Here is a 25,172-nt window from a genome sequence, read left to right on the forward strand (position 1 = left end):
ATGCCACCAATACAGCATGACACCATTCTTTAAATGTTATTTATCCATAACTAAATCAATTAAACTAAGAGAACAAAGGTGTGCATAAATCACAGAATAAAATCCACGTTTTGCAAAATCCAGCATAACGCTTTCGTCTAGTTCATGAATTTTTTGTTCATCAACGGTATAAATACCATTAATGTTGGTCTTAGTACCGTCCAGAGCATTTACTGTTAATGTTCTAGGCTGTAATAGCTCATGCTGTATTAAAGTATTAATAAAATGTTTTGTCATTTCCAGATAGTCAGCCTGAAGACTGGCCAACTCTAGCTGCGTATTGAGATAAGCAGTATTATCGCCATCAGCTGTAAACAAAGAATTTTCACCGCTTTCACACACAGACGAGTTATTTAGATCAATTCCAATAATGATTTCATTATCAATATAACTCGCACCAAAAGGATACAATTGAACTTGAATAGGTAAATAACGAGCAATCCATCTACCATTTATCATCAATTTGTTCGAGTTTTCTTTTAAAGATGTAACTGCTACAGGTAAGAATTCACCTGTTTGAGAATTTTTGGTAAATATAATAGGAAAGCTCGTCGCTGCTGACATGAACTCTTGAACCTGAAGAGGCAACATGTGCATGTTTTCAAAAAATTTATAGTCAACAATGTTTTTCACTTTTAAGTGTCTATGAATAGAATCATTCAAAGGGACATAATGTGTTGTCATCTTTATTTTCCTTGTTACTATTTTCTATATAACTCGTACAATTCTATATAGATTGCAATCCGTAGAGACGGATTTTATCAAGTAGTTCTCTATGATCTGGCAACTCACTTATCATTTTACTTTTTAACAACGTCATCTTAGCCAGATGTTGAACAACGCGTTGATCAACTTCTGCATTGCTATAAGTTGGTCGAGTAGAATACTTCATACCGTAAAGCACATATAAATAATTTTCTCTGTTGAACACTTCAAACTTTGAAGGGAAATCCTCTGCGATTGGAATAAAATCTTGCCACATTTTAAGACGTTGTTTTAAGCCTTCAGGAATAGTTTCATCGGTGCGATTATCACGCCAGAAAGCAGAGTCTGACCTGTCGGATAAACAATAATGTAACTTAGCAAATTCAACGACTCTCTCCCACGCTTGAGAAACTGTTTCATTAAAGCGCTTAGCAAGATAATCAATATCATCTTTATCGGAAGGAAATCGCTCCGCAAGAAAGCGTGCAGAAAAGTCCGTCAGTAGAATAGATGTCGCTTCAATCGGTTCTAAAAATCCCTGTGCTAAGCCTAATGCAACACAATTTTTTACCCAAAACTGCTGACGATAACCAACTTTCATAGCAATTTTTCTATGTGAAAGATCGGCAAGTTGACCACCTAAGTACTGATCAAATGTATCTTCAGCTTCAGCATTACTCATATAATCAGTCGAGTAGACAAAACCAGTTCCACGTCTTTGCGTGAGGGCAATATCCCAAATCCACCCTGCCTGATGAGCCGTTGCAATCGTAAATGGCGGAATTTGATCTAAAGCCTGTGTGGGCACTTGAGCAACTAATGCTGTATTAATGAAGAGTTGGTGTGATTTATCAATAAATGGTACATCAAATCTTTTTGCTAACAAAATAGATTCAAAACCACTGCAATCAATATAGAAATCAAAAAATAACTCCACTTTATCTGTCAACAATGAACAAATAGAACCATCTTTCTCTAAAGAAATATCATTTACCGTTGCATAAATATGTTCAACATTAAATCGTTCAATGGCATTTTTAGCTAATAACTTAGCAAACTTTGCGGCATTAAGATGGTAAGCATAACCCATAACGCCACCATACTCCGGAGTTGTTATAAACTTAGGTCCTTTATTTTCCTCACAAACGGCATGCTGTGGCGAGACTAAATCGGCAAAGTGCTCTCTTGGATGAGTTAACCAATATGGTGTCAAATCCTCACCCAATGGACTCGGCATATCAAAAAGGTGATGATAAAAATTATTGTTTCCGTGCTTTGCTCGATCGAGCCAATTTACAAACTTTATTGACTGTTTAAAAGTGACGTCACAAGATTTAATAAAGTCTGACTCACTTATACCAAAGCTTGATAATGATTTACGTATTGAGGGAACAGTCCCCTCACCAACACCAATAATGGGGATATCTAGAGATTCGATGAGCGTAATGGAGAGTTCTGGATTGTTCTTTAAAACCAGTCCTAAATGATTAGCAGCTAACCAACCTGATGTCCCACCACCAACTATCGCTACTTTTCTTATAGTCATAGCATGATCCTACAATTAAGCATGAACACATTGAGTCATATATTGGATAACCATTAGCCCTTTAATATTATCACTTTTAATTTAACGCAGTTTAGTGCTTAATAAAAAGCCTAGCAATTGCTAGGCTCTTATTAATCTAACTAATTAAATTAGAAGCGCAACGCAACACCGAGTTTATAACGGGCTTCACCATCAAAACTCCATACAGGGTAATTATCTTTAAATTCACTAATAACCCCCTCTGCATCCACTGGAGATACACCTTTTTGTACGCTATCTTCTTCAAGCAAGTTAACCACTTCAAAAGTTAACGACAGATAATCTGTTAGATTATAGCTAGCACTTAAATCTAAGGTGCCATACGCTTGATGTTCACGGTTACCATAGAACCCTGGTAATTCACGCATCATATATTCAGAACGCCAGTTATAAGCTACCCGAGCTGAGAAATCATCCATTTCGTAGTAACCAACTAAGTTTACAGTATGTTTGGATGAGTCAGAGAATACTCCAACACGGTCTGCATAGTTTTCAGCTGGTGATGAAGCGTCTGCAAAGGTGTAGTTAACTGAGTAACCTAAACCACTATCGAATGAATCTTGTAACTGAAGTTCGATACCATCAATTGAGCCACCATTAGCGTTATAATTTTCACTTACAGTCCAACAATCGTAAATACCCGCACCACATGTACTACCACCAGCAGTGATTAAGTTGGGATCTTCAATTCCTATTTGTTGATTCAGTTTTTCTCTTGTAGAGATAAATGAACTTACATCTTTGATAAAGTAAGTTGCTGCAAATAAACCTTCTCCACTGAAGTACCATTCTAAACTTACATCTGCTTGTGAAGCTTTAAAAGGCTGTAAATTTACGCTACCGGTGACTTTCTTCTCGTTACCAGGAGTACCATCGTTGAAGCCAGGTAACTTAGAGGTTGCGAATAAATCGGCATAATTTGGACGTGAAATAACTTGAGCTGCTGAGGCTCTTAAAATTAAATCACTTGCAAGGTCGAATGCAATATTTACACTTGGTAAAACATCGTTATAGCTGGCTTTATCAGTACTTAAACCATCAGCATATGTACCTGTTTTGCTGAACGCATAATAATCAGATTCAACATCAGTAGACACATATCTTAAACCGAAGTTACCACGAACGCCTTCACCAGCGAATGTAGCCATAGTGTAGAGCGCTAAATTCTTTTCTTGCAGTGTGCCATATCCTGATTTATCGAGAGTAAAACCATCGATAGCAGCATAGGCATCATTAATCATGTTATCAAAAATGGGCTTAGGTAAGGTGAAGCCTGCGCCAGATGACATAGTACCAGAATAATAAGCTGATGCATCTTTTGCTACTATATTAGAGGATTGAGCAGCCTCGGTAGTTTGAGTAACATCATGATCGGCATAACTAATGCCTGATTTAAATGATGTAATAGCACCTAGCTCAACAGGAATAGTAATGTCAAATGTCGCAAAGGACTCTTCATCAGTATTAGGTTGTTTTTTAAGAGCCCAACCCGCTGTTTCTAATTCTCCATTAAAATCAGAAGCATCAAAAGCGTTGTTTGCAATGTTAATATCAATGACATCGCCAGTAGCATCATAGATACCCGCGAAATCTTCAGGTTTACCAATAGACTGACCATAGTTTGAAGTTAAATCGGTACCACCTTCAGCTTTGGTCTTACCAATACGACCTTCTAACTTATAAGCATCTGCCTGATATGCAAAATCCAAATCAATTGTGTCAGAAGACATACTCGCTTTACGTGCCCAAGTTTGAGCCCAAGCAAATCCACCTTTACCTGTGTGCTCAACTAATGTACACACGCCTGCAGCATTTTTCTTAAGGCAAGTATTTTCACCCTGCTGAGTAGGAAATAAGAAAATTGAAGTATTAGCATTGTTTGCATCAAGTTGAAGGCTCATCAAATTCAAACCAAACTCAAGATTATCAGTTGGTCTGTATTGGAATGCAGCATTAACAGCGGTACGCTCTCGGTCTTGCTGGAATGTGGTCGGAACTATCTCCCCCCAACCAAGTAAAGATTCTATACCATTGCGTTGATATTGAGTTTTATCTAAAGAACCTGCAACTAAGAAACCGAATTTTTCATCTTCCGTTTTCCAGCTATAAAGTCCTGAGGTTTGTGGATCTATCTCTTCGGATACAGTGCCGTAATCCCCCTTTGTACTTAAGAATACAGAATTTGCATCTAAATCTAATGGTTTACGGGTTTTAACAATTACAGTACCACCAATACCACCTTCGGCAATATCTGCCTGAGATGATTTGAAAACCTGAATACCACCCACCATTTCTGGTGGTAATAGACTGTAATTGAAGCTACGGTCAATAGCTTGTTGATCAAACCAACCCGTTGAAGCCACTGAATGACCATTTAATAGAGTACTGGTTAACTGGCTTGAAGCACCACGAATTGATACTTGTTGGCCTTGACCAAATTGACGATTAACCGCAACACCAGGAATGCGCCCTAAAGACTCACCCACATCTCCATCTGGAAATTTACCAATATCTTCTGCTGTGACCGCATCCACTACAGCATCAGAAAAACGTTTGTCGTTAACTGATGCCTTCATTGATGCTCTCATACCGCGAACTTCAATTTTTTCAATATTTTCAGGTGCTGCGGTGGTTGCCACGGCGTCTGCAGCAACAGCGCTGATGGATACAGCACTACCAAGTAGGATAGCAATATTTGTAGCTAGTACGGTTTTCTTAAAGGTTGATGGTCGCATCTCGTTTCCCTTCCATAACTTTATTATCGTTTTAGTATTCATAACCATTCCCCGCGGAATGACAACGCTGTCATGTCTAGTGCAAACATTACACAATAATTAACAGACTTGCCACAACAAAATAACGATGGAAGCAAAAAAATGTCATAAAGCAGAATGTTAAATCAGTATTTTTATTAAAAATCATTATAAAACATGAGCTTTAATATTATGACGTAAACTTACAACTCCCAGCATAATTGTAACAATGATAAATTAACGCCAATTTGTAACAATTCAGGATTGCTAAGCACATCAAAAGCTCGCACTATAAGATGTATAAGTCAGAAAAAACTGATAAAAAATGTAAGCTTGTAAATTGCTGGTAAAGAATTTACGTTCATAGAACAGTTAAACCCCTCGCGACCTTAGACAAAGAGTTTTTACACCAATGAAAGTCACTATCAACGACGTAGCTAAATATGCTGGAGTGTCTATCAAGACAGTATCCCGTGTAACCAATAACGAACCTTCAGTGAAGCAGGCCACCGTTGACAAAGTGAACGAGGCGATAAAAGCACTTAACTACCAACCTAATTTAGCGGCAAGAAATCTTGCAGGAACTAAATCCTATGCTATTGGTTTTATTTACGATAACCCAAACGCTTACTATATTATTGATATGCAAAATGGGATCTTGTCAGCCTGTAAAGACAAGGGCTATGAACTTGTCATCCACCCTTGCAATGCCAAATCAGAGACCATATGTGATGAGCTTACAGCACTAGTCAAATATTCTAGGCTCGCAGGATTAGTACTAACACCTCCCTTGTCAGAAGATCCTAAAGTACTCAAAGCACTCACTGAAATTGATGCTAACTATGTGCGCATTATTGCGGGAGAAAAGGACAACGATCAGAATGGGTTGACTATTTTAGTCAACGATAAATTCGGTGCAGTTCAAATCACCCAGCATCTGATTGATTTAGGCCACAAGCATATCGCTTTTTTAAGCGGAGATTTACACCATGAATCCACCAAAGAGCGATTACTTGGTTTTAAACAGGCATTAACAATAAATAACCTAAAGCTGAATGAAAACTACATAATTGAAGGGAAGTACTCATTTGAGTCCGGTGTTGATGGTGCTAACAAGCTCATCAAACTAAAAAATCGCCCGACGGCGATTGTTGCTTGTAACGATGAAATTGCCGCTGGTGCACTTTTTGCGGCTCGTTTAGCGGGTTTAGACATACCCGTTGATTTATCAATTGTCGGTTTCGAAGATAGCCCATTCTCACGTCAAACCTGGCCTAAACTCACCACTGTACATCAACCAAACGCTGAAATAGCTCAGGTTGCTACTGAATTATTAATAGCAAAACGTCGCGAGCAAGATGCCATATATTCTAGAACCTTTACTCCTGAACCTATCATTCGTGACTCGTCGGCAATTCCTAAACAGTAAAGAATCCGCCTTCTTAGAAGGCGGCTTTGACTTGCCCCTGGAAGGGGCTATTCCAAGAACCTACATCATCTGCAACGACAATTGAGCCTCATCTTCCTGATCTTGTTTATCTTGATGGCGCACATATCGTCTAATGATTTCTTCATTAACACCTACTGTATCTACAAAATAACCTCTGGCCCAAAAGCTATTGCCCCATAGCTTTTTACGTACATGAGGGAATTTATTGAATAGCCTTATCGCACTTCTTCCTTTCAATACTCCCATCAGCGTTGATACTGACAGCTTCGGCGGGATTATGACTACCAAGTGAACGTGATCTATCTGAACGTTTAATTCTAAAACCTCACAACCCTTCATATTGCAAAGGATATAAATTGACCTGTATAACTCCTTACCAAGGTTTCCTTTTAATATTTTAAAACGGTACTTCGGAGTCCAAACAATATGATATTTGCAACGCCAATAAACATGTGATGAACTTCTATAATCGCCCATGCTTTTCGTTTCCTCTTACTTGTGGTGAATAAGAAGTCTCTTTTAGCATGGGCGTAATTCAGGCTATAGCCTCAAGGAACAATCACCACCGCCAGAGGCGGTGGTTTTGGGATGACAATAAAAAAAGAGAGCATATATGCTCTCTTTCTATCTCCTAAATCACATAGAAATCAATGTAATTTGAGCTTCGGACGCTGCCACTTCAATAACTTTTGTGCCACTCGATACACAATTGCCGAAAACCAACCATAAAGGCTGGCTAAATGCCTCTGATACAAAGAGATATACATCAATCTTGCTATATGACCTTCAACAAAGAAAGTGCCAGAACGTAGGTTCCCCATTAAATTGCCTACCGCAGAGAAGCGGCTTAAAGACACTAATGAGCCGTAATCTTTATAAATAAAGGCCTTTTCAGGCTTACCTTGTAATCGATTAACGATATTATCAAACAAGGTATCAGCCATCTGAGCTGCTGCTTGCGCCCTTGGTGGAACAGGCTGGCCAGAACTTTGGATCAATAGAGCGCAATCGCCAAGGGCGTAGATATCTTGATGACCTTTCACTCGCATACAATCATCAACTTCTACCTGATTTCGCGGAGTAATGGGCAGTTTTGCAAAATGCTGAAATGCTTTTGGCCCTTTGACACCGGCAGCCCATACTTTTAAGCCTGCTTTAATCACATCGCCATCTTGGGTAATGAAACCATCACGAGTCACTTCTTTAACTTGAACACCGATATGCAAACGTATACCAATCTGATCAAGAACAGCCTGAGCCCTAGCGCTTACACGCTCTGGTAATTGAGGAAGGATTTTGGGTGACGCTTCAATCAAATGCACATCAAGATGATGCTTAGCGATATTCAGATAGCCGTACTCTTTAACAGACTCAATGACATGATGAAGCTCTGCTGCCAATTCAACACCTGTCGCACCCGCACCGACAATACCAATGCTGACTCTTTCTTGCGTTTCATTTAATTGGAGTAAAGCGTCGAGTAATTTATGATGAAATAAATTGGCATTTTCAAGGCTGTCTAAGAAAATACAATGCTCATCAGCACCTAATGTATTGAAACTATTAGAAACTCCACCCAATGCAAGCACTAAAAAATCATAATTGATTTGTCGCTGCTCTAGGAGCAACTCACCTTCATCATTATAGACTGCGGCTAACTGAATCGATTTAGCATCTGGCTCACACTGCTCTATCTCCCCACGAATATAGCGATAACCGTTTTTAAGTCCATGATCGCGATAGAGTAAACCTTCAATAGATTGATCTATCACACCAACAGCGACTTCGTGTAATTTAGGCTTCCATATATGAATAGGACTTTTATCAATTAAGCACACATCGACGACATCACTACCGCCCCATTTACGGCCCAACTTCGATGCAAGCGCTAAACCAGCAGCACCACCACCCACGATCACTATTCTTTTTGTAGCCAAAATGACAACCTCATAAAACTCATTTGCGAGGCTAAGTTATACCATGTTACAGATAAGAGATAACTACATTAGTTGAGTAAAACAGGCGATTTTCCATTAAAGATATTTCAGAAACCCAGCAGTACTATTTAGTTTTTCCATATGCTTAGGCAACAAAAAAGGGCCACTAGGCCCTTTAGAATCGTTCGTAAGCAGTTTATACCGCTTCTTCGTTTTCTTCACCCGTTCGAATACGAATAACACGTTCAACATCTGTGACAAAAATTTTGCCATCACCAATTTTGCCAGTACGGGCCGTTTCAACAATGACATCAATTGCTTGGTCGAGCAGATCGTCTTGGATCACTAACTCAATTTTTACTTTTGGCAAAAAATCCACCATATATTCGGCACCACGATACAGCTCTGTATGCCCTTTCTGACGACCAAAACCCTTAACCTCCAGTACCGTCATCCCAGTGATACCAATTTCTGCAAGTGATTCGCGCACATCATCTAACTTAAATGGCTTAATAATGGCTTCAACTTTTTTCATTAAAAATTCCTCATCCCTTGCAATAACATAAACAAACAGAATAACACTAGCTTACACGGGGTTACGTCAATATTGAAGTGAATGTAGTGCTTTACTCATAAAACACAGTTTCTATAAAATCGCTTTTAGCACATAAAAGTCTAAAAAAAGTACTATGAATATTGCCTCAGATTTTATACTTACATTCTAGCCAGCACTAACTCGCTCGCGGGATGCAAGCGAAAAATAACAAGGATCTGTTATGAACTCCCATCGAAAAGGCTTTAGCCTGATAGAACTTATCACTACGATATCAATTTCAACAATCTTGTTAACAGTTGGAGCTCCTTCCTTGACCGAGCTCAGCGATCAGATAAGAGCTGATACCAATATTAAAACTATCCAGCAGACACTTCAATTTGCGCGAAATACAGCTGTTAGTTATGGTTATAGGGTCACAGTATGCCCACTCGTAAATGGGAAATGTACTCAAGATTGGCAAAAGGGATTAACAATTTTCATTGATACAGGTGTAGTCGAAAGCTTCGATGCTAACGATAAAATTATTAGGGTCATTGATGAATTCGATTCGAAAGATTTTTTAACATACAATAAAAGTTCGATAAAATTTCAACCTGATGGGTTAGCTTCTGGAAGTAATGGTACTTTCAAGTATTGCCCACGAACAATTGATAGCAAAAATTCCCGTGCAATCGTTGTTAATCAGGCGGGTAGAGTTCGCCTTTCTACCGCAAAGAATATCAATTGCGATTAAATTTAAATATATACTCCCTATTTAAATTTAATTATATAAAAGCAAGAAAATCAATTTATTGGGTATATTGAAAATATAGAATAGATACTGACCATTAGAGTCTCCTCGCATATACTTAGCTAAGTTTTAACGAGGATAGCTACATGTTAATTATTTCAAGAGGATTTACCTTAGTCGAACTGATGGTCACAATTGCCGTAGCAGCAATCCTACTAGCCATAGGGGTTCCATCACTTACGTCGCTATACGAAGGGACACGCAGCGCTAATGAAATACGAAAAATTAGTGATGTGTTTGCTTTTGCAAGAAACCAAGCTGTCAACTATGGCGCAACAGTAACAGTCTGCCCATACGCGGCATCACCATGCGGCACAGACTGGAATAAAGGATTCAGTGTATATATTGACAATGGAGGTGCCAAGAATGTATTGAAAGTGATCGATAGTTTCAATACACACGATGTAATTTCCCTATCAGGGCCCGCCGATAAAAAAATTGATTTTACACCCGATGGTTTAGTCTCAGTTGAAACATCAATTATCTATTGTTCAAATGGGCAAAGTGACAATTCTAAAAGCATCAACATTAGCACTTCAGGTTTAATAAAAGAGGGCGCAGATGGGAAAAGCTGCACATAAACTATGGGAGACTAAATCTACCGTTCACTACCCTAAAATAATATTATCCTTAAATCGTTCGTTGTTAACATTTAAAAATACATGCTGATGTTTATCTAGGTGTTAACTTATCCAAAACTTGCGCCTTAGTATTAGTAAATTCAGCGTTTAATGCGACACACTCCTCAACACTATAGATGTAATATTTCGATCCATCATTTGATTGGCGAGTAGTACCAACAAGGCTAGCCATTCTCACATTCATTTCACTACTCTTCCAATGATAGAAGGCAATCTCAGCACTTTTCTTTGATGTAATGTAGCATTTGAAGTCTTGTTCGCTGACTGTCGCTCCAGAGTCAGCCCAAACTAAGCTTGGTAAGAAAGCCACCGTTATAAAGAGGTTTATTAATTTCATTTCCAACACTCCGCACTCGGACCTTTTGCCCCAGTATCTGATATTGTTAAAGGAGAGCACGAGGCATCACGGCTAGCCTGAACCCCTTGAGCAACTGCCTTAATCGTAAAGCTTGATGCACCACTTGATGATACAGAGTAATGTTTGTGTTCAGTGATATAAGGGTTGGCCCCTACAAGTTTTGTTAAATCTGTAGCATATTTTTTATTATCGAGATAATACTGTTCCTGCAAGTTTGCTATACGCATCAAAGCAGCTAACCCTTCTGATCTTGCACTCTGAGCAATGTACTGCGTATAAGAAGGGTATGCAATCGATGCCAAAATACCAATGATCACGACGGCAATCATCACCTCTATCAGGGTAAAACCTTTAAGTTGAACCTTCATAAATTAATAACTCATTCATTTATATGATAATAAATTTTATTAACACCTAACCCAGAAGCAACGTTGATTGTACCTGTATAATCCCCATTTTCATTTTTATCACCTTTACCAACTCCAATAATATAGATATAGGGATCTTTACCGGATTCAGGTGCAGGAATAACAATCTGTGGTGTATCCGGTACACGTTCACCCAGTTCATAATATAATTGAGAAAAGGATCTCGTTCCTTTGTGCAAATCGAACGGATATAATTTGCCAGAACCAGACACCAAACACACGTTATCGGCAACCGAGTCTGCAGGGGGAGAATAAGAAGTGAAATAAACTTTGCCTTGGACAATCAAGGCAGCAGTTAAACTCTTTTCACCTAGACCACTAAAATCATAGAACCAGCCGAGTTTTTTACCGAAACTTATGTTGTCGGCTTCAGACGCAGGTGCAGTAGAAGTCACATCATAGAGATCATTGATTGTGATCGCCTCGGGAACATCACCGCCAGTAAAACTCTTAGTCACCACATTACGATCTTGCAATGTAAAAAACATATCATTGATATCAGTAGATGATGGGTGGGGTCGCGTTCCACTTCCAATCACCACCGCATCATAGGGAACATTTTGATAAGTTTTAGTCGTAGTAGTACCACTCTCTGTTGTCACCTTAACTTCGGATAAATTAGTAAACATCGTTTGTGCTACAACAGGTTCTGCATAAAAACGGCGATTATTACTATCAGTACCACCTAAAGAAGCAAATTTAAATGCACTCCAACTCGACTTACTTGCACTTGGAAGATCAATACGCCAGACATTTGCACCGACATCGGAGGCATAAATCCTATCTGTATACCCATCATTATTACTATCAAGTACGGCGACTGAGTTTGGAATGCTATCCTGAATTCCCGAAAGTGCTGTTGCACCCGATGCAGAGCCACCAAATGAATGAATCAAAGTTCCCTTCTCTGCATCGACAATATAAACCGCACGACCTACCGGAGAAGATGAAGGAGTTGCATCAAAACTAACATCGTAGCCACCACCAAAAATGAGTACAGGCTTTTCATAACCAACGATTTTCGTCACTATAGGCTCAGACCATGTTTGTCCAAGATCAGAAAAACCATCCGTTGATGGATTAATAGTCCACATTAGAGAAGGGCTATCAGGGTTTGTCACATTGAGGGCATAATAAGACGAGCCACCTCGACGCATCCCCATATAGACCCATGCTTTAATCACTTTACCCTCAGCATCAGTTTCTGTGTAAGCAACTGGAGATGAATCCATTCCGTATACTGTGTGTACACCTGAAGGATCATTACTTCTCAGTTCTGTTAAATTAGGCAATAACTCATAGGGAATAAAGCCCCAAGTCTCTGATACAGATTCGCCCGCATCTTTAAACATATGCACAACACCTTGATTAGTGCCAAGCATGATACGAATATCAGTCGCGCTTTTTGTGCCGAAATTGAGTGCAAGTGGCTTAGAATGAAGAGGATCACCCATAACATCATTACGTTTATCTGTCGTACTACCATCTTTATTATCGTCGTCGACATCTATCCCATTAAGCCAATTTAACGTATTAGCAAGCTCATCTACGCTAGTTCTCATATAGCTAGCTAGCGCAGCATCACCGCCTGCTGCAGTTTGTGCATTAGCAAGTGTTAAAGGCGTTAAACTGGAGGACCCATTTAAGTTACTTACAATATTCCTAACTTCTTGCTTTCTGATTTGTGCCGCGACTCCGCCGACTTCAACTTTATTTCCATCCTTTTGCGCAACACAATCCGACCATATAGTACAGGCACCATCTTTAATATTGCCGTTATCTGCTATAGCTGCATTCCCTTTACTATCAACCAATGTTCCATCTGCGGTTACTTTTAATTTTTTTAAATTACCGCTCCAACGAGGTCCTTTGCCTGGGAGAAACATAGCATAATAAGCGGCATCAAATGTCTGAGTCCTATCAAAATTATTACTAGCAATACTTGGAGATGTAAAACTTGAATCAATATTCAAAATATTTGATAACGCATCATTAAGTGCATTCTGTAGTTCAAGACTGTTTTGAGCAGCAAAATATAAACCACCACCTCTTTTAGCCGTCTCAGCAAGTAAAGGTGCGGCATCTTCTGCACCTTTACTAAAACCAATAGTATAAGTACGAACATTCTGCATTTGTTCAGTATTTGAACTGTCCAACTTGTTAATTAAGTCGTTATTAAACATATAACTAGCTAATGCGGGCAAATAGCTTGCTGTATCTAGATTTTTAGAAAATGAAGAGTAATCTCCTTCTTTACTTCCTGTGGCAGTTAAACTAATAACGTCATTATTCGCATTTTTATCAACTGTTGGAGAGCCATCAGTGACATAGATAACATAAGCAATATCCGTACATACTTTAAATGGACTTGCGTAGTTACCACTCTTCTCCACTAAGCTGTCATACGGTGGTTTATTTCCAACATAAGAGCCATAATCTGTATCACTATGACCATATTTAACGCCCTTACCGGCAAAATAACGGTAAGCTTCATACATAGTCTCACATAGTGGTGTATTTGTTTTTGCCAGCAAATTATCAATAGTAGTTAATAAACTCGCACGCGTACTATCCGTCATCTGAGTAATGCCAGATACAATTCGACCACCGTCTCGATTACCTTCATTTGGATAATTATAATTAAATACAGCAAGTCCAAAATCCACTGTTGGAGTTGAACTAATAATATTAGAAATCGCTTTCTTCGCAATTTCTAGTCTTGAAACTTTTACCGTTGGTAATTTTCCCGCTTTAGATAATCCGTACCATCTTAGGTAATTATCAGTGTACAAGGTAATAGGTTGTCCAACACCAAAGTCAGTATTATTGGCTGCGGCTAAAGCATTGGTCCAAGTTGTTCCTGGTAGTGAGGAAGTAAAATATGGATATGCTTTCTTTTTACTACCTGACCCAGTTGTTACCCCGTTAGCAGGAAATCCATTAGGATATGATGATGAATTACTCGGATTTATTTGAGAAATATCTTCCCAACAATCAATTACTTTTATTGCAGTACCATTTGTTTCAGGTAGTTCTTTCCAAACGCCAGTAGTACCACTTGATGTGAACTCTCTTATATACCCAGTAAAACGACCAAACTCTGCTAATGCAGCTTTGCTTTGACTACATCCATTTAAACTAGCTTTAAAATTACGCTTATCAGAGCTAGTATCAGGGGTGGGTAATCCCCCACCGCCAACAGCATAATAAATAAGAGTATCACTATACCCAGAACCACTTACGGCTGGGTAGTCATAGTTAGGGTCATAATCTACAACCTGAGTAATTTCTTCAGTTGACATACTTCCTGAGTTATCAAATATAACGAGCACTTTAGGTCTTGCGCCCGTTCGAGTTGTTGATTCTTTTACATATAACTCAGTATCGTCACCAAAGGAGAAAGCCGACACAAAAGTCAGCGCAAGTAGTATAGAACAAGCCAGCTTTTTAATAATCATATCTAACTCCCAGTTAAAACTTCTTGCTCCACACCTGCGACAACAGTTAGTTGGCCCAGTTTATCTCTACCAAATTCTGCTGTACTACTAATCTCAACACGCCGACAGCTAATTAAATTACCACTATTTGGCCTTGTACTTCGCTGGCATCCAACATCTTTTGCACTAATGACAACATTACCTACAGCATCAACTTCATAAGGAATTGGCGTTAACGTTTGGTTAGAACCAAATTCAACCACAGATGAAATCTCAGATAGTTTGGCTAAGCTAGCACCTTTATTGGCTTCGATTGCCGCCTCTAAGCCACCATCAGCAACAGACTTAGCCTCTATACGTTCTGATCCTGCTCCAGACATACGCATAGATTGGGTCGAATTAACAGCCAAAGCGACACCAATAATAGTCATAAGCAACAATATGATAAGTGCAAAAAATAATACAATTCCTTTTTGCTTTTTCATCTTACCAACCTTCTAATTTCTAATTAACACTGGATTAGCAAGCACCATAGTCGTCGAAACTATCTTGCGTCGATAATGATCATTCAAATTTTTAATTTCCTTATCGCCCAGAGTATAAGTAGTTTCATTGGTGTAACTTTTATCTTCATCAATAGCGCGAACCAACAAGAAAACCCTTAAGGCAACAAGTCTTTGAAATAATTCGTTGTCCCACATTAATGTGGTTACATTTTCTGCTGGCATAAAACTATCGGCGGTATCATCTCCATTACTATCAAAACCATAAAGAATACGCATATTCTCAATGCCTTCAACTAACTGCTCTTCGTTATTCATGCCATTATTCTTGGTTAATGTTTTTCGGCGTAGAACAGGTATAGAACCATCATTTTTAATAAAATAAATATGATGCTGATATTCCCAAAAACGAGCATTTTCGAGTACTGGATTGGGAGGATTACCGCCTTTAAACATCACAGCTTCACTCGAAGTTGCAGCCATATAAAAACGCTCGCCATTGGGATTAGTCACTGGTGGGCCAACTAATCTTTTAATTTGAATGACATCCGTATTCTGATTCACACCTGATAAGCAACTTAATGTATCCCCACTCTCGCCCTCTTCATATCCCCATAGACGCCTAAAGTGTGCAGGTTCAGCATTAGGTAAAGTACCGTTATTTACGCCTGCACCAATACAATCATTTGCAACACCATCCCTCAAGGTCATATTGGTTCCAAGTACAAAATCAGTTCCCGTTATGTCCCCCATAAAACCCAATTGGCTGATATCTCTTTCCATTAGTGACAAAGCAATTCGTCCATTTTCTTGCAATTGGTTAAACTGGCTCGTTGTGATCACATTGGAAGAAGACATACTAAACATGCCAAAAAGCCCAAGAGTGAGAAATAAGCCAATGACCATAGAGACCATTAGCTCAACCAGCGACATCCCTTTCTCACAGTTTTTTAAATTATCCATACATAGTTAACCTAAATAATCATTGTCGAAAGAATAAAAAGCCGCCTACGCGTACCAATATCTTCTCCACATTCACTCCCAGAATAACTTGTACCCGCGCCCTCTCGGATCCCTCTCCACGCAATTGCGACCGTTACAGTTGAACCATCTACATTAATGCAAGCTGTTGGAGAGTCTAACCCACCAACATTCTGGCTATCCATAACTTCGGCTGCCCCCATAAAACTCTGTTCCCACTGGTAAAGATCCCAAGCTTCAGTCTCTTCTGGAGTACATATACTCACTGCGCCAACAGCAACGTCACAAACATTACCGGGTTTACCCAGAGAGCCTGTATACTCACCATCGTAATTGACCAGTTGTGTTCTATTAAGCTTCATCCGGTTGATAATATCGTTTGCATAATAGGAGGCTTGAGTTTGCTGAAAGGATTCAAAGCTGCCACGCTTTGCAACAATATGCAGATTAAAAATACCAATTAAGCCAATGACTAAGATCACTAACGCAACAAGCACTTCAATTAATGAGAAGCCCCGTTGAAATCCCCTTTGTGTCAACCTTTCGATTTTAGCCATATTTTTGACAAGCTTTTCAGCTATTTACCTTTTAAAATCTTAGTATTACGATAAAAATCACCAACAGTTAATAATAGATGAGTAAAATGTAAGTAGCCAGTAACATTAGCACATAAGCATTGACATCATTATGCTTTGAATGAATTTGAGACAATAAAAAAGAGGCTTATAGCCTCTTTTTTATTGTCGATTAAACAGTACACAGATTTAACGTAATTCGGCTGGCACAGCAAAAACAGTGTCTTCTTTACGCCCTTCAACTTCAGTCACAACACTAGGGGCAAGTTTAGCGATTGCTTGAACCACTTGTTGGACTAAGACCTCGGGGGCTGAAGCTCCTGCGGTGACGGCTACACGTGTAACATTATCAAACCAACTAGACTCAACATCATCTGCAGTATCCACCAGATAAGACTGGGTTCCTGTTTTCAATGCTAGCTCGCGTAAACGATTAGAGTTAGAGCTGTTTTTTGAGCCAACAACAATCAACAAATCAACGTCTGCAGATAAATTGCGTACCGCATCTTGACGATTCTGCGTTGCATAACAAATATCGTCTTTTCGCGGACCTTCTATAGAGGGAAACCTTTTTTGTAACGCAACAATAATGTCCAAAGTATCATCTACAGACAAAGTAGTTTGTGTCACGAAGCAGAGATTATTAGGATCGCGAACTTCCAAGGCTTCAACATCTGCAGGCGATTCAATCAGATAAACGCCACCATTAGGATTATCGTATTGCCCCATAGTACCCTCGACTTCAGGGTGCCCTTCATGGCCAATCAGGATGCACTCAATACCTTTGCGGCTGGCACGTGTCACCTGAAGATGTACTTTAGTCACTAAAGGACACGTTGCATCAAAGACTCTCAGCCCTCTCGCCTTTGCTTCTTGTCTCACCGCTTGAGATACACCATGGGCACTGAAAATAACAATGTTGTTATCAGGCACTTGATCTAACTCTTCGACAAAAACCGCACCGCGATCCTTCAGATTCTGCACGACATAGCGGTTATGCACGACTTCATGGCGAACATAGATAGGAGGCGAAAATAATTCCAACGCCCGTTCAACAATACTGATAGCACGATCAACACCCGCACAAAAACCGCGCGGGTTAGCGAGCATAATATTTAAACTTGGGCTAGTAGGATCGAGTTTCATCTTAAAATACCTTTACTACGTCCAGTTCAAAAGTGATCTTGTGTCCTGCCAGAGGATGATTAAGATCGACTGTGATGGAATCACCCGCAACATCACGGACAATACCTGGGATCTCACTACCACCAGGGCCAGCAAAACTCACAATCACTCCAGCCTCTAAACTCATGTCAGCCGGAAAACGGCTTCGATCTAGATAATGGATAGCATCAGGATTGGATTCGCCAAAGGCATCAATCGCTTCAAGCGTGAAACTGTGCTTATCACCTTCAGCAAGCGTCACCAGCTGCGCCTCAAATGCAGGACTTAAAGTACCATCACCCACATTTAATCGAGCCGGTTTACCCGAGGCTTTAGTGCTATCGGCAGTTGAGCCATCAGCAAGCACAATGTTCATGTGGCATAATAATGAACGTGTCACAGTCACTTTTTAACCCCTTCAGCGCTATCAGCTTCAGACTTATCGCTTACAAATGCATCCCAAATAATCAGCACTGCACCGACACAAATAGCAGCGTCGGCAATATTGAATGCTGGATAATGGCTCTTATTCCAGAAGAAATCGATAAAATCAACCACGAAACCATGCATCAATCGATCGACTAAATTACCTAAAGCACCACCAATCACTAAGGTGTAAGCTAGATTCAGTTTCCACAAAGAAGACGATTGCTTACGCAACCACACCGTCAATAACGTACTGAATCCAATCGCAACAATCGTAAACAGCCAGCGCTGCCAACCTCCAGCTTCACTTAAAAAACTAAAAGCTGCACCATAGTTACGTACATAAGTGAAATTAAAGAAGGGCAATAATTTCACTGATTCATACAAATCAAAATTGGCTAAGACCCATTGCTTAGATAGCTGATCGGCTAAAAACACCAATACAGCTACCCAATACCAACGTAAGCCACTGTCTTTCCAAGTTAATGGCATACTGATCCTTTACGCAAACTGACGAACTTCGCCGTCACCTTCAATATTGGTTACGCAGCGAGTACAAAGTGTTGGGTGAGCCTCAATAGTGCCAACCTCTTCTCTGTGGTGCCAACAACGCTCACACTTCTCGGCAGTGCTTGAAGCAACCACTAATTTCAGTGATGCCAACTCAGTCTCAACCGCTTCCAATGTCGCATCGGCTAAAGGCAATACTTTGGCTTCAGAGGTCAACAACACAAATCTCAGCTCATCGCCGATATGGGTTAATTGCTCAGTCAAGGTAGCATCCGCAAACAAGGTCACTTCAGCTTCTAATGAGCCACCAATACGTTTATCACGGCGAGCTTGTTCAATCACTTTATTGACTTCGTTACGCACAGTCAGCAGTTGCTGCCAATAGTCATCGCTCAAATCAGTCGCTAAGGTGACTGATTTCAAGCCTTGATACCATTCTTGGGTAAAGACATAAGCATCACGCTCGCCAGGCAGTAATTGCCATACTTCGTCAGCAGTGAAGCTTAGAATTGGCGCAATCCAACGCACCATGGCCTCAGAGATCAGATACAGCGCCGATTGACAACTACGGCGCGCATGGCCTTCTTGCTTAGCCGTATATTGGCGGTCTTTAATGATATCCAAATAGAAACTGCCTAACTCAACCGAGCAGAACTGCATCAGTTTTTGAGTCACTATATGGAAGTTATATTGATCATAGGCTTCGATGATTTCCTGTTGTAGCGCAGCGGCACGGCGAACAACCCAACGATCTAACGCCACCATATCTTCAACGGCCACTAAATCCTTAGTGGGCTCGAAACCGTTTAAGTTGGCTAATAAGAAACGCGCAGTGTTGCGAATACGACGATAGGCATCGGCACTGCGATTTAAGATTTCGTCTGAAACCGTCATCTCACCGCTGTAATCTGTTGCCGCAACCCATAAACGCAGAATATCGGCGCCTAATTTGTTGGTTACCGTTTGTGGTGCAATCACGTTACCAATAGATTTTGACATCTTACGGCCTTTACCATCGACGGTAAAACCGTGGGTAAGCACTTGCTTATACGGTGCTTTGCCATTCATTGCGGTTGAAATCATCAAAGATGACATAAACCAACCGCGATGTTGATCGCTACCTTCAAGATACAAGTCAACACCGTGTCCGTGGAATTCAGGACGTGCGGCAACCACTGATGAGAAGGTTGAGCCAGAGTCATACCAAACGTCTAAGGTATCGGTAACTTTACGGTATTGTTCCGCTTCATCACCCAGCAATTCTGCGGCATCAAGGTCCCACCAAGCTTGAATACCCTGCTGTTCGATACGGCTGGCTACACGTTCCATTAACGACACGCTATCAGGATGCAACTCTTCGGTTTCTCGGTTCACAAACAGCGTGATAGGCACACCCCAAGTACGTTGGCGTGAGATACACCAGTCAGGACGGTTTTCAACCATTTTTTCGATACGACTTTGACCCCAATCAGGGATCCATTGGGTTTGTTCGATTTCTTTCAATGCTTGCGTGCGTAGACCGTGGTTATCCATAGAGATGAACCACTGCGGTGTCGCGCGGAATATAATTGGTGTTTTGTGGCGCCAGCAATGTGGGTAGCTGTGACGGTAAGCCACGTGATTCAGCAAGGCGCCTTTTTCTCTCAGCAAAGCTACGACGTTATCGTTAGCTTTAAAAACATGTTGCCCAGCAAAATACTCGGTATCAGGCTTGTATACACCGTTGTCGCCAACAGGGTTTGCGACTTCTAAACCGTACTTTTGACCAACAACAAAGTCGTCTTGACCATGACCTGGTGCAGTATGAACGATACCGGTACCCGCATCAGTAGTGACGTGATCGCCTAAAATTGCAGGCACATCAAAATCCAAGAACGGGTGATTAAAGCGGACAAGCTCAAGCGCGGCACCTTTGGTTGTACCAAGCACTGTATGGCTTTCGATGTTATAGCGAGTCAGGCAAGATTCAACCAAGACTTCAGCTAAAATAAGCGCTTGCGTCACACCGTCTTTTTCGAATTCGACTAAGCTGTAATCCAGTTCAGGACTCAAAGACAAGGCGCGGTTCGCTGGTAATGTCCATGGTGTGGTAGTCCAAATTACCATAGAGACAGGATGTGAGTAATCGCTTACCCCAAACTTAGCCGCAACAGCTTTGCTATCGGCAGCCACAAACGCCACATCGATAGCGGGTGATGTTTTGTCTTCGTATTCCACTTCAGCTTCAGCTAAGGCAGAACCGCAATCAGTACACCAATGCACAGGCTTAACGCCTTTATGTAAGTGACCACTCTCAATCACTTTCGATAAAGAACGAACGATATTAGCTTCAGTTGAAAAATCCATCGTTAGGTACGGATTTTGCCAATCACCCAGCACACCTAAACGGATAAAGTCTTCACGTTGACCGTTAACTTGCTCTGCAGCGTATTTACGGCATTCTTCACGGAATTCTGCTGCAGTGATTTTTTGACCTGGCTTACCCACTTTTTGCTCAACTTTCAGCTCAATAGGCAAACCATGGCAATCCCAACCTGGTACATAAGGCGCGTCAAAACCAGACATGGTTTTTGACTTAACAATAATGTCCTTGAGGATTTTATTAACTGAGTGACCAATATGAATACTGCCATTCGCATACGGTGGGCCGTCATGCAAAATGAAGGGAGTACGGCCAATTCGGCTATCACGGATCTGTTGATACAAACCGTCTTTTGTCCAGCGCTCTAACATCTCTGGCTCGCGATTTGCCAAATTACCACGCATCGGAAACTCTGTTTCCGGCAAATTCAAAGTAAATTTATAGTCGCTCATTGATCCTATACCGTTAATTAAACTGATAAATTTCAGCCTGCATCATTACCAAATAAAGCTCTGGCTTCATTTGCATCATTTAAAATCTGTTTTTTTAGCGCATCCAATGAGTCAAAAGGTTGCTCATCTCGGAGTTTAGCTACCAACTCGACTTCAACATGTTTGCCGTAAATGTCACCTTCAAAATCAAAAAGATGCACCTCAAGCTGACACACTTGACCGTTCACTGTCGGGCGAAACCCAATATTGGCGACGCCCTCATAAATATCGCTGTTATCCCAATAACATTTAACCGCAAACACACCGCGTACCGGCACAACATTGCGCTTTAAGGCGATATTCGCGGTGGGAAAACCAATTGTGCGGCCAATTTTTTGCCCATGCGCTACACGGCCACTCAAGGTAAAAGGATGTCCTAATAGGCGTCTCGCCTGTTCAAGATTGCCCTTCGCCAATTGTTCACGCACAGCAGTCGAGCTCACTCTTTGCGAGCCCAGCATAAAACTTTGAGTGCTGACCACAGTAAAGCCATATTGGATACCCGCCTGCACTAGCATTTCAAAATTGCCTTTACGGCCTTGACCAAAACAAAAATCATCACCGACGACGAGGTATTTGACACCCAGTTTGCGGACCAACAATTCTTCAATAAAATGCTCTGCAGGTTGATTAGCAAAAGTGCGATTAAAGTTAACACACACTAACCGCTCAACCCCAAGTTCATCGAGCAAAATGACTTTATCACGTAATAAACTTAAACGAGCCGGCGCGTTGTCGCCGCTAAACAATTCTTGCGGCTGAGGCTCAAACGTCATTAATGTCGATGGCAGCGATAACTGCTTCGCCTTCTGCACTAAATTCGCAATCACTTGTGCATGACCACGATGGACGCCGTCAAAATTACCTATAGTCAATACACACCCGTGGTGGGATGACAAAATGTTATGTATACCGCGGATTAATTCCATAACGTTAGACAACTGCCAAGCGCAAATCGGCTGATTATATAACAGCTAGCGATGAGAATCAGCAATCAAGCTCCTCGTTTAATTGACCAAGGACGAATTCCGAGCAAAAGCAGACACAATAAATAACTGACTGCCCCAACTAAAATTAAGCCTATCAAGGCTTTCGCACGATCGAACAAATGCCAATCTAACCAAATTTGTTGTGAAGGCAAAAAGTAATACAAGACTACCACCATCAAGGCTGTAGAGACCACGGCTTTAGCAAAAAACACCATAGTCGGCCTAGAAACACGATAAACGCCAGCTAAATGCAAGCCTCGGTATAGTAATGTGGCGTTAAGCAATGCTGACATCGAAGTCGCAATCGCCAGTCCAACATACCCAAAAGGAATAGCAAACAGCAAGTTAAAGCCCATGTTTGTGATCATGGCAATAATGCCATAACGCACAGGTGTTTTGGTATCTTGACGAGAGTAATAGCCAGGAGCAAGCACCTTAATCAACATAAAGCTAAGCAAACCACTGCCATAAGCCATCAAACTATAGGAAGCCATTTCAACATCATGCAATGAAAAAGCGCCGCGCATAAATAATACCATCAGCATGGGCTTTGCGAGCACGATCAACCCCATCATAGCCGGTAGACCTAGCAGTAGAATCGCTTTAATCCCCCAATCCATCGTCTTGCCAAAGCCCGCACCTTCGTCATTCACATGGTTTCGTGACAACGCAGGTAAAATCACAGTAGCAATCGCGATCCCAAACAATCCTAAGGGGAATTCGAGTAAACGGTCGGCATAATAGAGCCAACTGATTGAACCCGTCATCAAAAAACTGGCGATAAATGTATCAAATAGCAGGTTAATCTGTGAGACAGACACGCCAAACAATGCTGGGATCATCAAAGTTCTGATTTTCACCACGCCTGGGTGATGCCAGCCCCAAGAAGGCTTGACGAGCGCATTTTCACGCAATAAAAAGGGAATTTGAAATAGGAACTGAATCAAACCACCACAAAAAACGCCCCAAGCCAAGGTAATCTCAGGCTGGGTCGATGTAGGCGCATAGAAAATAGCCGCCGCAATAATTGCCACATTGAGAAATACGGGGGTAAAAGCCGATACCGCAAAACGGCCTCGGGTATTTAAAATTGAGCCCGCTAATGCCGTAAATGTGATAAACCACAGATAAGGAAAAGTAATTTTAAGCACAACGGTAGCGAGTTCAAATTTAGCACCATCTGGCTCGTTGTTAAGCCAAGCGATGAACCAACCACCACCGAATAAAGCTGACAACACAGGTGATGCAACCACCCCCAAAAGGGTCACTATTGTCACTAGTAAACCTAATGTGCCCGCAACTTTACTCAATAAATCACGAGTCTCTTCTGCGGTATGTTTCTCTTGGTACTCAGTTAAAACAGGTACAAACGCCTGTGCAAAAGCCCCTTCAGCAAACAAACGGCGTAAAAAATTAGGAATTTTATTTGCAAAGAAAAACACATCAGCACTTGTCCCTGCGCCCATCAAATTAGCAACAACCACATCCCTAATTAGACCTAAAACGCGGGATATCAATGTCATAGCACTAACAATCAGGCCAGATTTTAATAATTTTCTACTCAAACGTCCCCCAGACCCATATCGAATTGATTAGGTGATACATCTCAAAAAATCGATTCAGGCTCTGTCACACTGCGGTAATAGCTGCTAGAATTGCGCCACATATTACACGAGTTGGGTCGAAGATAGCCAAGGCAGGTTGGATTAATTTATCTTTATGATGAATATTCAATCATAGTCATTGACAAAGTGACTAAATGCAGGCATATTCCTCGGCCTTTAAAAGTATCAAATCCAGTTTTTAGGAGTTGCACCTTGGCTAATAGCAAGTCTGCAAAGAAGCGCGCGCTTCAATCTGAAAAGCGTCGTCAGCATAACGCCAGCCGTCGCTCAATGTTACGTACATACGTTAAAAAAGTAATCGCTGCAATTAAAGCAGGCGATCACAAAACAGCAACAGAAGCTTTTGCTGTTGCACAACCAATCGTTGACCGTATGGCGACTAAAGGTCTTATTCACAAGAATAAAGCCGCTCGTCAAAAGGCACGTTTGAACGCTAAGATCAAAGCAATCGCTGCTTAATCTATAAAATAGCAAATGAAAAAAACCGGCAATTGCCGGTTTTTTTATATCTGAAAAACACTATTAATGACAATAAATGTTGTTCAATAAGTGAATAATCTCCCGTACTTCATCACTTTTGAGTGAATAAAATACCGTTTGCGCTTCTTTGCGTGTGGTTACTAAATTATCTTTGCGTAACCAAGCAAGATGTTGTGATAGTGCCGATTGACTTAAGCCTAATTTTTTATTCATTTCGCCAACGCACATTTCTCCTTCATTCAATAAATAACAAAGAATAAATAAACGGCGTTCGTTCGCGAGTGCCTTTAATAGCACTACGGCATGATCGGCTCGCTCCTGCATTAATTCAATATTCATTACGCACTTTCTCTCCTAAAACTAACCCCTGCGCTAATATAGCGTCGC

23 protein-coding genes are annotated in these 25,172 nt (G+C 40.8%); 4 read left to right on the top strand and 19 right to left on the bottom strand.

Going from position 1 to position 25,172, the window contains the following annotated elements:
* Positions 1 to 36: 36 nt before the first annotated feature.
* The 3 genes from RA178_RS16605 to RA178_RS16615 form a co-directional block, all read right to left on the bottom strand.
* Positions 37 to 723 carry a SapC family protein gene (locus RA178_RS16605; RefSeq protein ID WP_306682893.1) on the bottom strand — a complete coding sequence of 229 codons (687 nt, stop codon included), beginning with the start codon at positions 721 to 723 and terminating at the stop codon, positions 37 to 39.
* A gap of 43 nt (positions 724 to 766) precedes the next feature.
* On the bottom strand, positions 767 to 2,290 hold the full coding sequence (locus RA178_RS16610; protein ID WP_306682894.1) for a tryptophan halogenase family protein: 1,524 nt from the start codon (positions 2,288 to 2,290) through the stop codon (positions 767 to 769).
* A 149-nt stretch (positions 2,291 to 2,439) separates the two neighbouring features.
* Positions 2,440 to 5,064 carry a TonB-dependent receptor gene (locus RA178_RS16615; protein WP_306685419.1) on the bottom strand — a complete coding sequence of 875 codons (2,625 nt, stop codon included), beginning with the start codon at positions 5,062 to 5,064 and terminating at the stop codon, positions 2,440 to 2,442.
* A 430-nt stretch (positions 5,065 to 5,494) separates the two neighbouring features.
* On the opposite strand from RA178_RS16615, the gene RA178_RS16620 reads away from it, so the two are divergent.
* On the top strand, positions 5,495 to 6,511 hold the full coding sequence (locus RA178_RS16620; protein ID WP_131525952.1) for a LacI family DNA-binding transcriptional regulator: 1,017 nt from the start codon (positions 5,495 to 5,497) through the stop codon (positions 6,509 to 6,511).
* Between the two features lie 60 nt (positions 6,512 to 6,571).
* Here RA178_RS16620 and tnpA read toward each other — a convergent pair whose 3' ends face one another.
* The 3 genes from tnpA to glnB all read right to left on the bottom strand — a co-directional run bounded on the left by tnpA (position 6,572) and on the right by glnB (position 9,004).
* Positions 6,572 to 7,009: an IS200/IS605 family transposase gene (tnpA, locus tag RA178_RS16625; RefSeq protein WP_306682077.1), complete on the bottom strand. Its 438-nt coding sequence runs from the start codon at positions 7,007 to 7,009 to the stop codon at positions 6,572 to 6,574.
* Positions 7,010 to 7,179: 170 nt separating this feature from the next.
* On the bottom strand, positions 7,180 to 8,469 hold the full coding sequence (locus RA178_RS16630) for an NAD(P)/FAD-dependent oxidoreductase (RefSeq protein WP_105249931.1): 1,290 nt from the start codon (positions 8,467 to 8,469) through the stop codon (positions 7,180 to 7,182).
* Between the two features lie 196 nt (positions 8,470 to 8,665).
* Positions 8,666 to 9,004: a nitrogen regulatory protein P-II gene (glnB, locus tag RA178_RS16635; RefSeq protein WP_028760911.1), complete on the bottom strand. Its 339-nt coding sequence runs from the start codon at positions 9,002 to 9,004 to the stop codon at positions 8,666 to 8,668.
* 241 nt (positions 9,005 to 9,245) lie between these two features.
* Here glnB and RA178_RS16640 point away from each other — a divergent pair, with 241 nt between their 5' ends.
* On the top strand, positions 9,246 to 9,758 hold the full coding sequence (locus RA178_RS16640; protein ID WP_113941308.1) for a GspH/FimT family pseudopilin: 513 nt from the start codon (positions 9,246 to 9,248) through the stop codon (positions 9,756 to 9,758).
* A gap of 143 nt (positions 9,759 to 9,901) precedes the next feature.
* Positions 9,902 to 10,396, top strand: coding sequence for a GspH/FimT family pseudopilin (locus tag RA178_RS16645; RefSeq protein WP_028760913.1), 495 nt, complete (start codon positions 9,902 to 9,904; stop codon positions 10,394 to 10,396).
* A gap of 91 nt (positions 10,397 to 10,487) precedes the next feature.
* Here RA178_RS16645 and RA178_RS16650 read toward each other — a convergent pair whose 3' ends face one another.
* The 12 genes from RA178_RS16650 to murJ form a co-directional block, all read right to left on the bottom strand.
* Positions 10,488 to 10,793, bottom strand: coding sequence for a TapY2 family type IVa secretion system protein (locus tag RA178_RS16650; protein ID WP_113941310.1), 306 nt, complete (start codon positions 10,791 to 10,793; stop codon positions 10,488 to 10,490).
* Positions 10,790 to 11,182: a type IV pilin protein gene (locus tag RA178_RS16655; protein WP_131525276.1), complete on the bottom strand. Its 393-nt coding sequence runs from the start codon at positions 11,180 to 11,182 to the stop codon at positions 10,790 to 10,792. Before RA178_RS16655 ends, RA178_RS16650 begins: the two co-directional genes overlap by 4 nt.
* 11 nt (positions 11,183 to 11,193) lie before the next feature.
* Positions 11,194 to 14,700: a pilus assembly protein gene (locus tag RA178_RS16660; protein WP_306682898.1), complete on the bottom strand. Its 3,507-nt coding sequence runs from the start codon at positions 14,698 to 14,700 to the stop codon at positions 11,194 to 11,196.
* 2 nt (positions 14,701 to 14,702) lie between these two features.
* Positions 14,703 to 15,164, bottom strand: a complete 462-nt coding sequence (locus tag RA178_RS16665) for a PilX N-terminal domain-containing pilus assembly protein (protein WP_212601291.1) — start codon at positions 15,162 to 15,164, stop codon at positions 14,703 to 14,705.
* Between the two features lie 12 nt (positions 15,165 to 15,176).
* Positions 15,177 to 16,145, bottom strand: a complete 969-nt coding sequence (locus RA178_RS16670; RefSeq protein WP_212601290.1) for a PilW family protein — start codon at positions 16,143 to 16,145, stop codon at positions 15,177 to 15,179.
* A gap of 11 nt (positions 16,146 to 16,156) precedes the next feature.
* Positions 16,157 to 16,744, bottom strand: coding sequence for a type IV pilus modification protein PilV (pilV, locus tag RA178_RS16675; RefSeq protein WP_212601294.1), 588 nt, complete (start codon positions 16,742 to 16,744; stop codon positions 16,157 to 16,159).
* Between the two features lie 183 nt (positions 16,745 to 16,927).
* On the bottom strand, positions 16,928 to 17,884 hold the full coding sequence (gene ispH, locus RA178_RS16680; RefSeq protein ID WP_028760920.1) for a 4-hydroxy-3-methylbut-2-enyl diphosphate reductase: 957 nt from the start codon (positions 17,882 to 17,884) through the stop codon (positions 16,928 to 16,930).
* Position 17,885: 1 nt separating this feature from the next.
* Complete coding sequence (gene fkpB / locus RA178_RS16685) at positions 17,886 to 18,308, bottom strand: FKBP-type peptidyl-prolyl cis-trans isomerase (RefSeq protein WP_028760921.1); 423 nt, start codon at positions 18,306 to 18,308, stop codon at positions 17,886 to 17,888.
* A complete protein-coding gene (gene lspA, locus RA178_RS16690; RefSeq protein ID WP_028760922.1) occupies positions 18,305 to 18,820 on the bottom strand; it encodes a signal peptidase II in 516 nt (171 codons plus the stop codon). Before lspA ends, fkpB begins: the two co-directional genes overlap by 4 nt.
* Positions 18,821 to 18,829: 9 nt before the next feature.
* Positions 18,830 to 21,652, bottom strand: coding sequence for an isoleucine--tRNA ligase (gene ileS / locus RA178_RS16695; RefSeq protein ID WP_306682902.1), 2,823 nt, complete (start codon positions 21,650 to 21,652; stop codon positions 18,830 to 18,832).
* A 32-nt stretch (positions 21,653 to 21,684) separates the two neighbouring features.
* Positions 21,685 to 22,620 carry a bifunctional riboflavin kinase/FAD synthetase gene (ribF, locus tag RA178_RS16700; RefSeq protein WP_105249940.1) on the bottom strand — a complete coding sequence of 312 codons (936 nt, stop codon included), beginning with the start codon at positions 22,618 to 22,620 and terminating at the stop codon, positions 21,685 to 21,687.
* A 65-nt stretch (positions 22,621 to 22,685) separates the two neighbouring features.
* On the bottom strand, positions 22,686 to 24,245 hold the full coding sequence (gene murJ, locus RA178_RS16705; protein ID WP_306682903.1) for a murein biosynthesis integral membrane protein MurJ: 1,560 nt from the start codon (positions 24,243 to 24,245) through the stop codon (positions 22,686 to 22,688).
* Positions 24,246 to 24,497: 252 nt separating this feature from the next.
* Between murJ and rpsT the strand changes: the two genes are divergently transcribed.
* Positions 24,498 to 24,764, top strand: a complete 267-nt coding sequence (gene rpsT, locus RA178_RS16710) for a 30S ribosomal protein S20 (protein WP_011790375.1) — start codon at positions 24,498 to 24,500, stop codon at positions 24,762 to 24,764.
* 63 nt (positions 24,765 to 24,827) lie between these two features.
* Here the strand turns inward: rpsT and RA178_RS16715 are convergent, their stop codons facing one another.
* Entirely contained in the window at positions 24,828 to 25,124 is a 297-nt protein-coding gene (locus RA178_RS16715; RefSeq protein ID WP_006080631.1) for an ArsR/SmtB family transcription factor, read from the bottom strand.
* Positions 25,125 to 25,172 lie beyond the last annotated feature (48 nt).

It is taken from the genome of Shewanella oncorhynchi (assembly GCF_030848765.1).
Classification (GTDB): Bacteria; Pseudomonadota; Gammaproteobacteria; order Enterobacterales; family Shewanellaceae; genus Shewanella; species Shewanella oncorhynchi.

What these genes read in the sequence shown, in the direction of transcription:
- tnpA (WP_306682077.1), bottom strand. Translation starts at nt 7,009, where the DNA reads ATGGGCGATTATAGAAGTTCATCACATGTTTATTGGCGTTGCAAATAT.
- RA178_RS16605 (WP_306682893.1), bottom strand. Translation starts at nt 723, where the DNA reads ATGACAACACATTATGTCCCTTTGAATGATTCTATTCATAGACACTTA.
- RA178_RS16670 (WP_212601290.1), bottom strand. Translation starts at nt 16,145, where the DNA reads ATGGATAATTTAAAAAACTGTGAGAAAGGGATGTCGCTGGTTGAGCTA.
- RA178_RS16610 (WP_306682894.1), bottom strand. Translation starts at nt 2,290, where the DNA reads ATGACTATAAGAAAAGTAGCGATAGTTGGTGGTGGGACATCAGGTTGG.
- RA178_RS16615 (WP_306685419.1), bottom strand. Translation starts at nt 5,064, where the DNA reads ATGCGACCATCAACCTTTAAGAAAACCGTACTAGCTACAAATATTGCT.
- lspA (WP_028760922.1), bottom strand. Translation starts at nt 18,820, where the DNA reads ATGCCATTAACTTGGAAAGACAGTGGCTTACGTTGGTATTGGGTAGCT.
- RA178_RS16620 (WP_131525952.1), top strand. Translation starts at nt 5,495, where the DNA reads ATGAAAGTCACTATCAACGACGTAGCTAAATATGCTGGAGTGTCTATC.
- RA178_RS16640 (WP_113941308.1), top strand. Translation starts at nt 9,246, where the DNA reads ATGAACTCCCATCGAAAAGGCTTTAGCCTGATAGAACTTATCACTACG.
- ribF (WP_105249940.1), bottom strand. Translation starts at nt 22,620, where the DNA reads ATGGAATTAATCCGCGGTATACATAACATTTTGTCATCCCACCACGGG.
- RA178_RS16645 (WP_028760913.1), top strand. Translation starts at nt 9,902, where the DNA reads ATGTTAATTATTTCAAGAGGATTTACCTTAGTCGAACTGATGGTCACA.
- ispH (WP_028760920.1), bottom strand. Translation starts at nt 17,884, where the DNA reads ATGAAACTCGATCCTACTAGCCCAAGTTTAAATATTATGCTCGCTAAC.
- RA178_RS16665 (WP_212601291.1), bottom strand. Translation starts at nt 15,164, where the DNA reads ATGAAAAAGCAAAAAGGAATTGTATTATTTTTTGCACTTATCATATTG.
- RA178_RS16655 (WP_131525276.1), bottom strand. Translation starts at nt 11,182, where the DNA reads ATGAAGGTTCAACTTAAAGGTTTTACCCTGATAGAGGTGATGATTGCC.
- RA178_RS16660 (WP_306682898.1), bottom strand. Translation starts at nt 14,700, where the DNA reads ATGATTATTAAAAAGCTGGCTTGTTCTATACTACTTGCGCTGACTTTT.
- RA178_RS16650 (WP_113941310.1), bottom strand. Translation starts at nt 10,793, where the DNA reads ATGAAATTAATAAACCTCTTTATAACGGTGGCTTTCTTACCAAGCTTA.
- ileS (WP_306682902.1), bottom strand. Translation starts at nt 21,652, where the DNA reads ATGAGCGACTATAAATTTACTTTGAATTTGCCGGAAACAGAGTTTCCG.
- glnB (WP_028760911.1), bottom strand. Translation starts at nt 9,004, where the DNA reads ATGAAAAAAGTTGAAGCCATTATTAAGCCATTTAAGTTAGATGATGTG.
- RA178_RS16715 (WP_006080631.1), bottom strand. Translation starts at nt 25,124, where the DNA reads ATGAATATTGAATTAATGCAGGAGCGAGCCGATCATGCCGTAGTGCTA.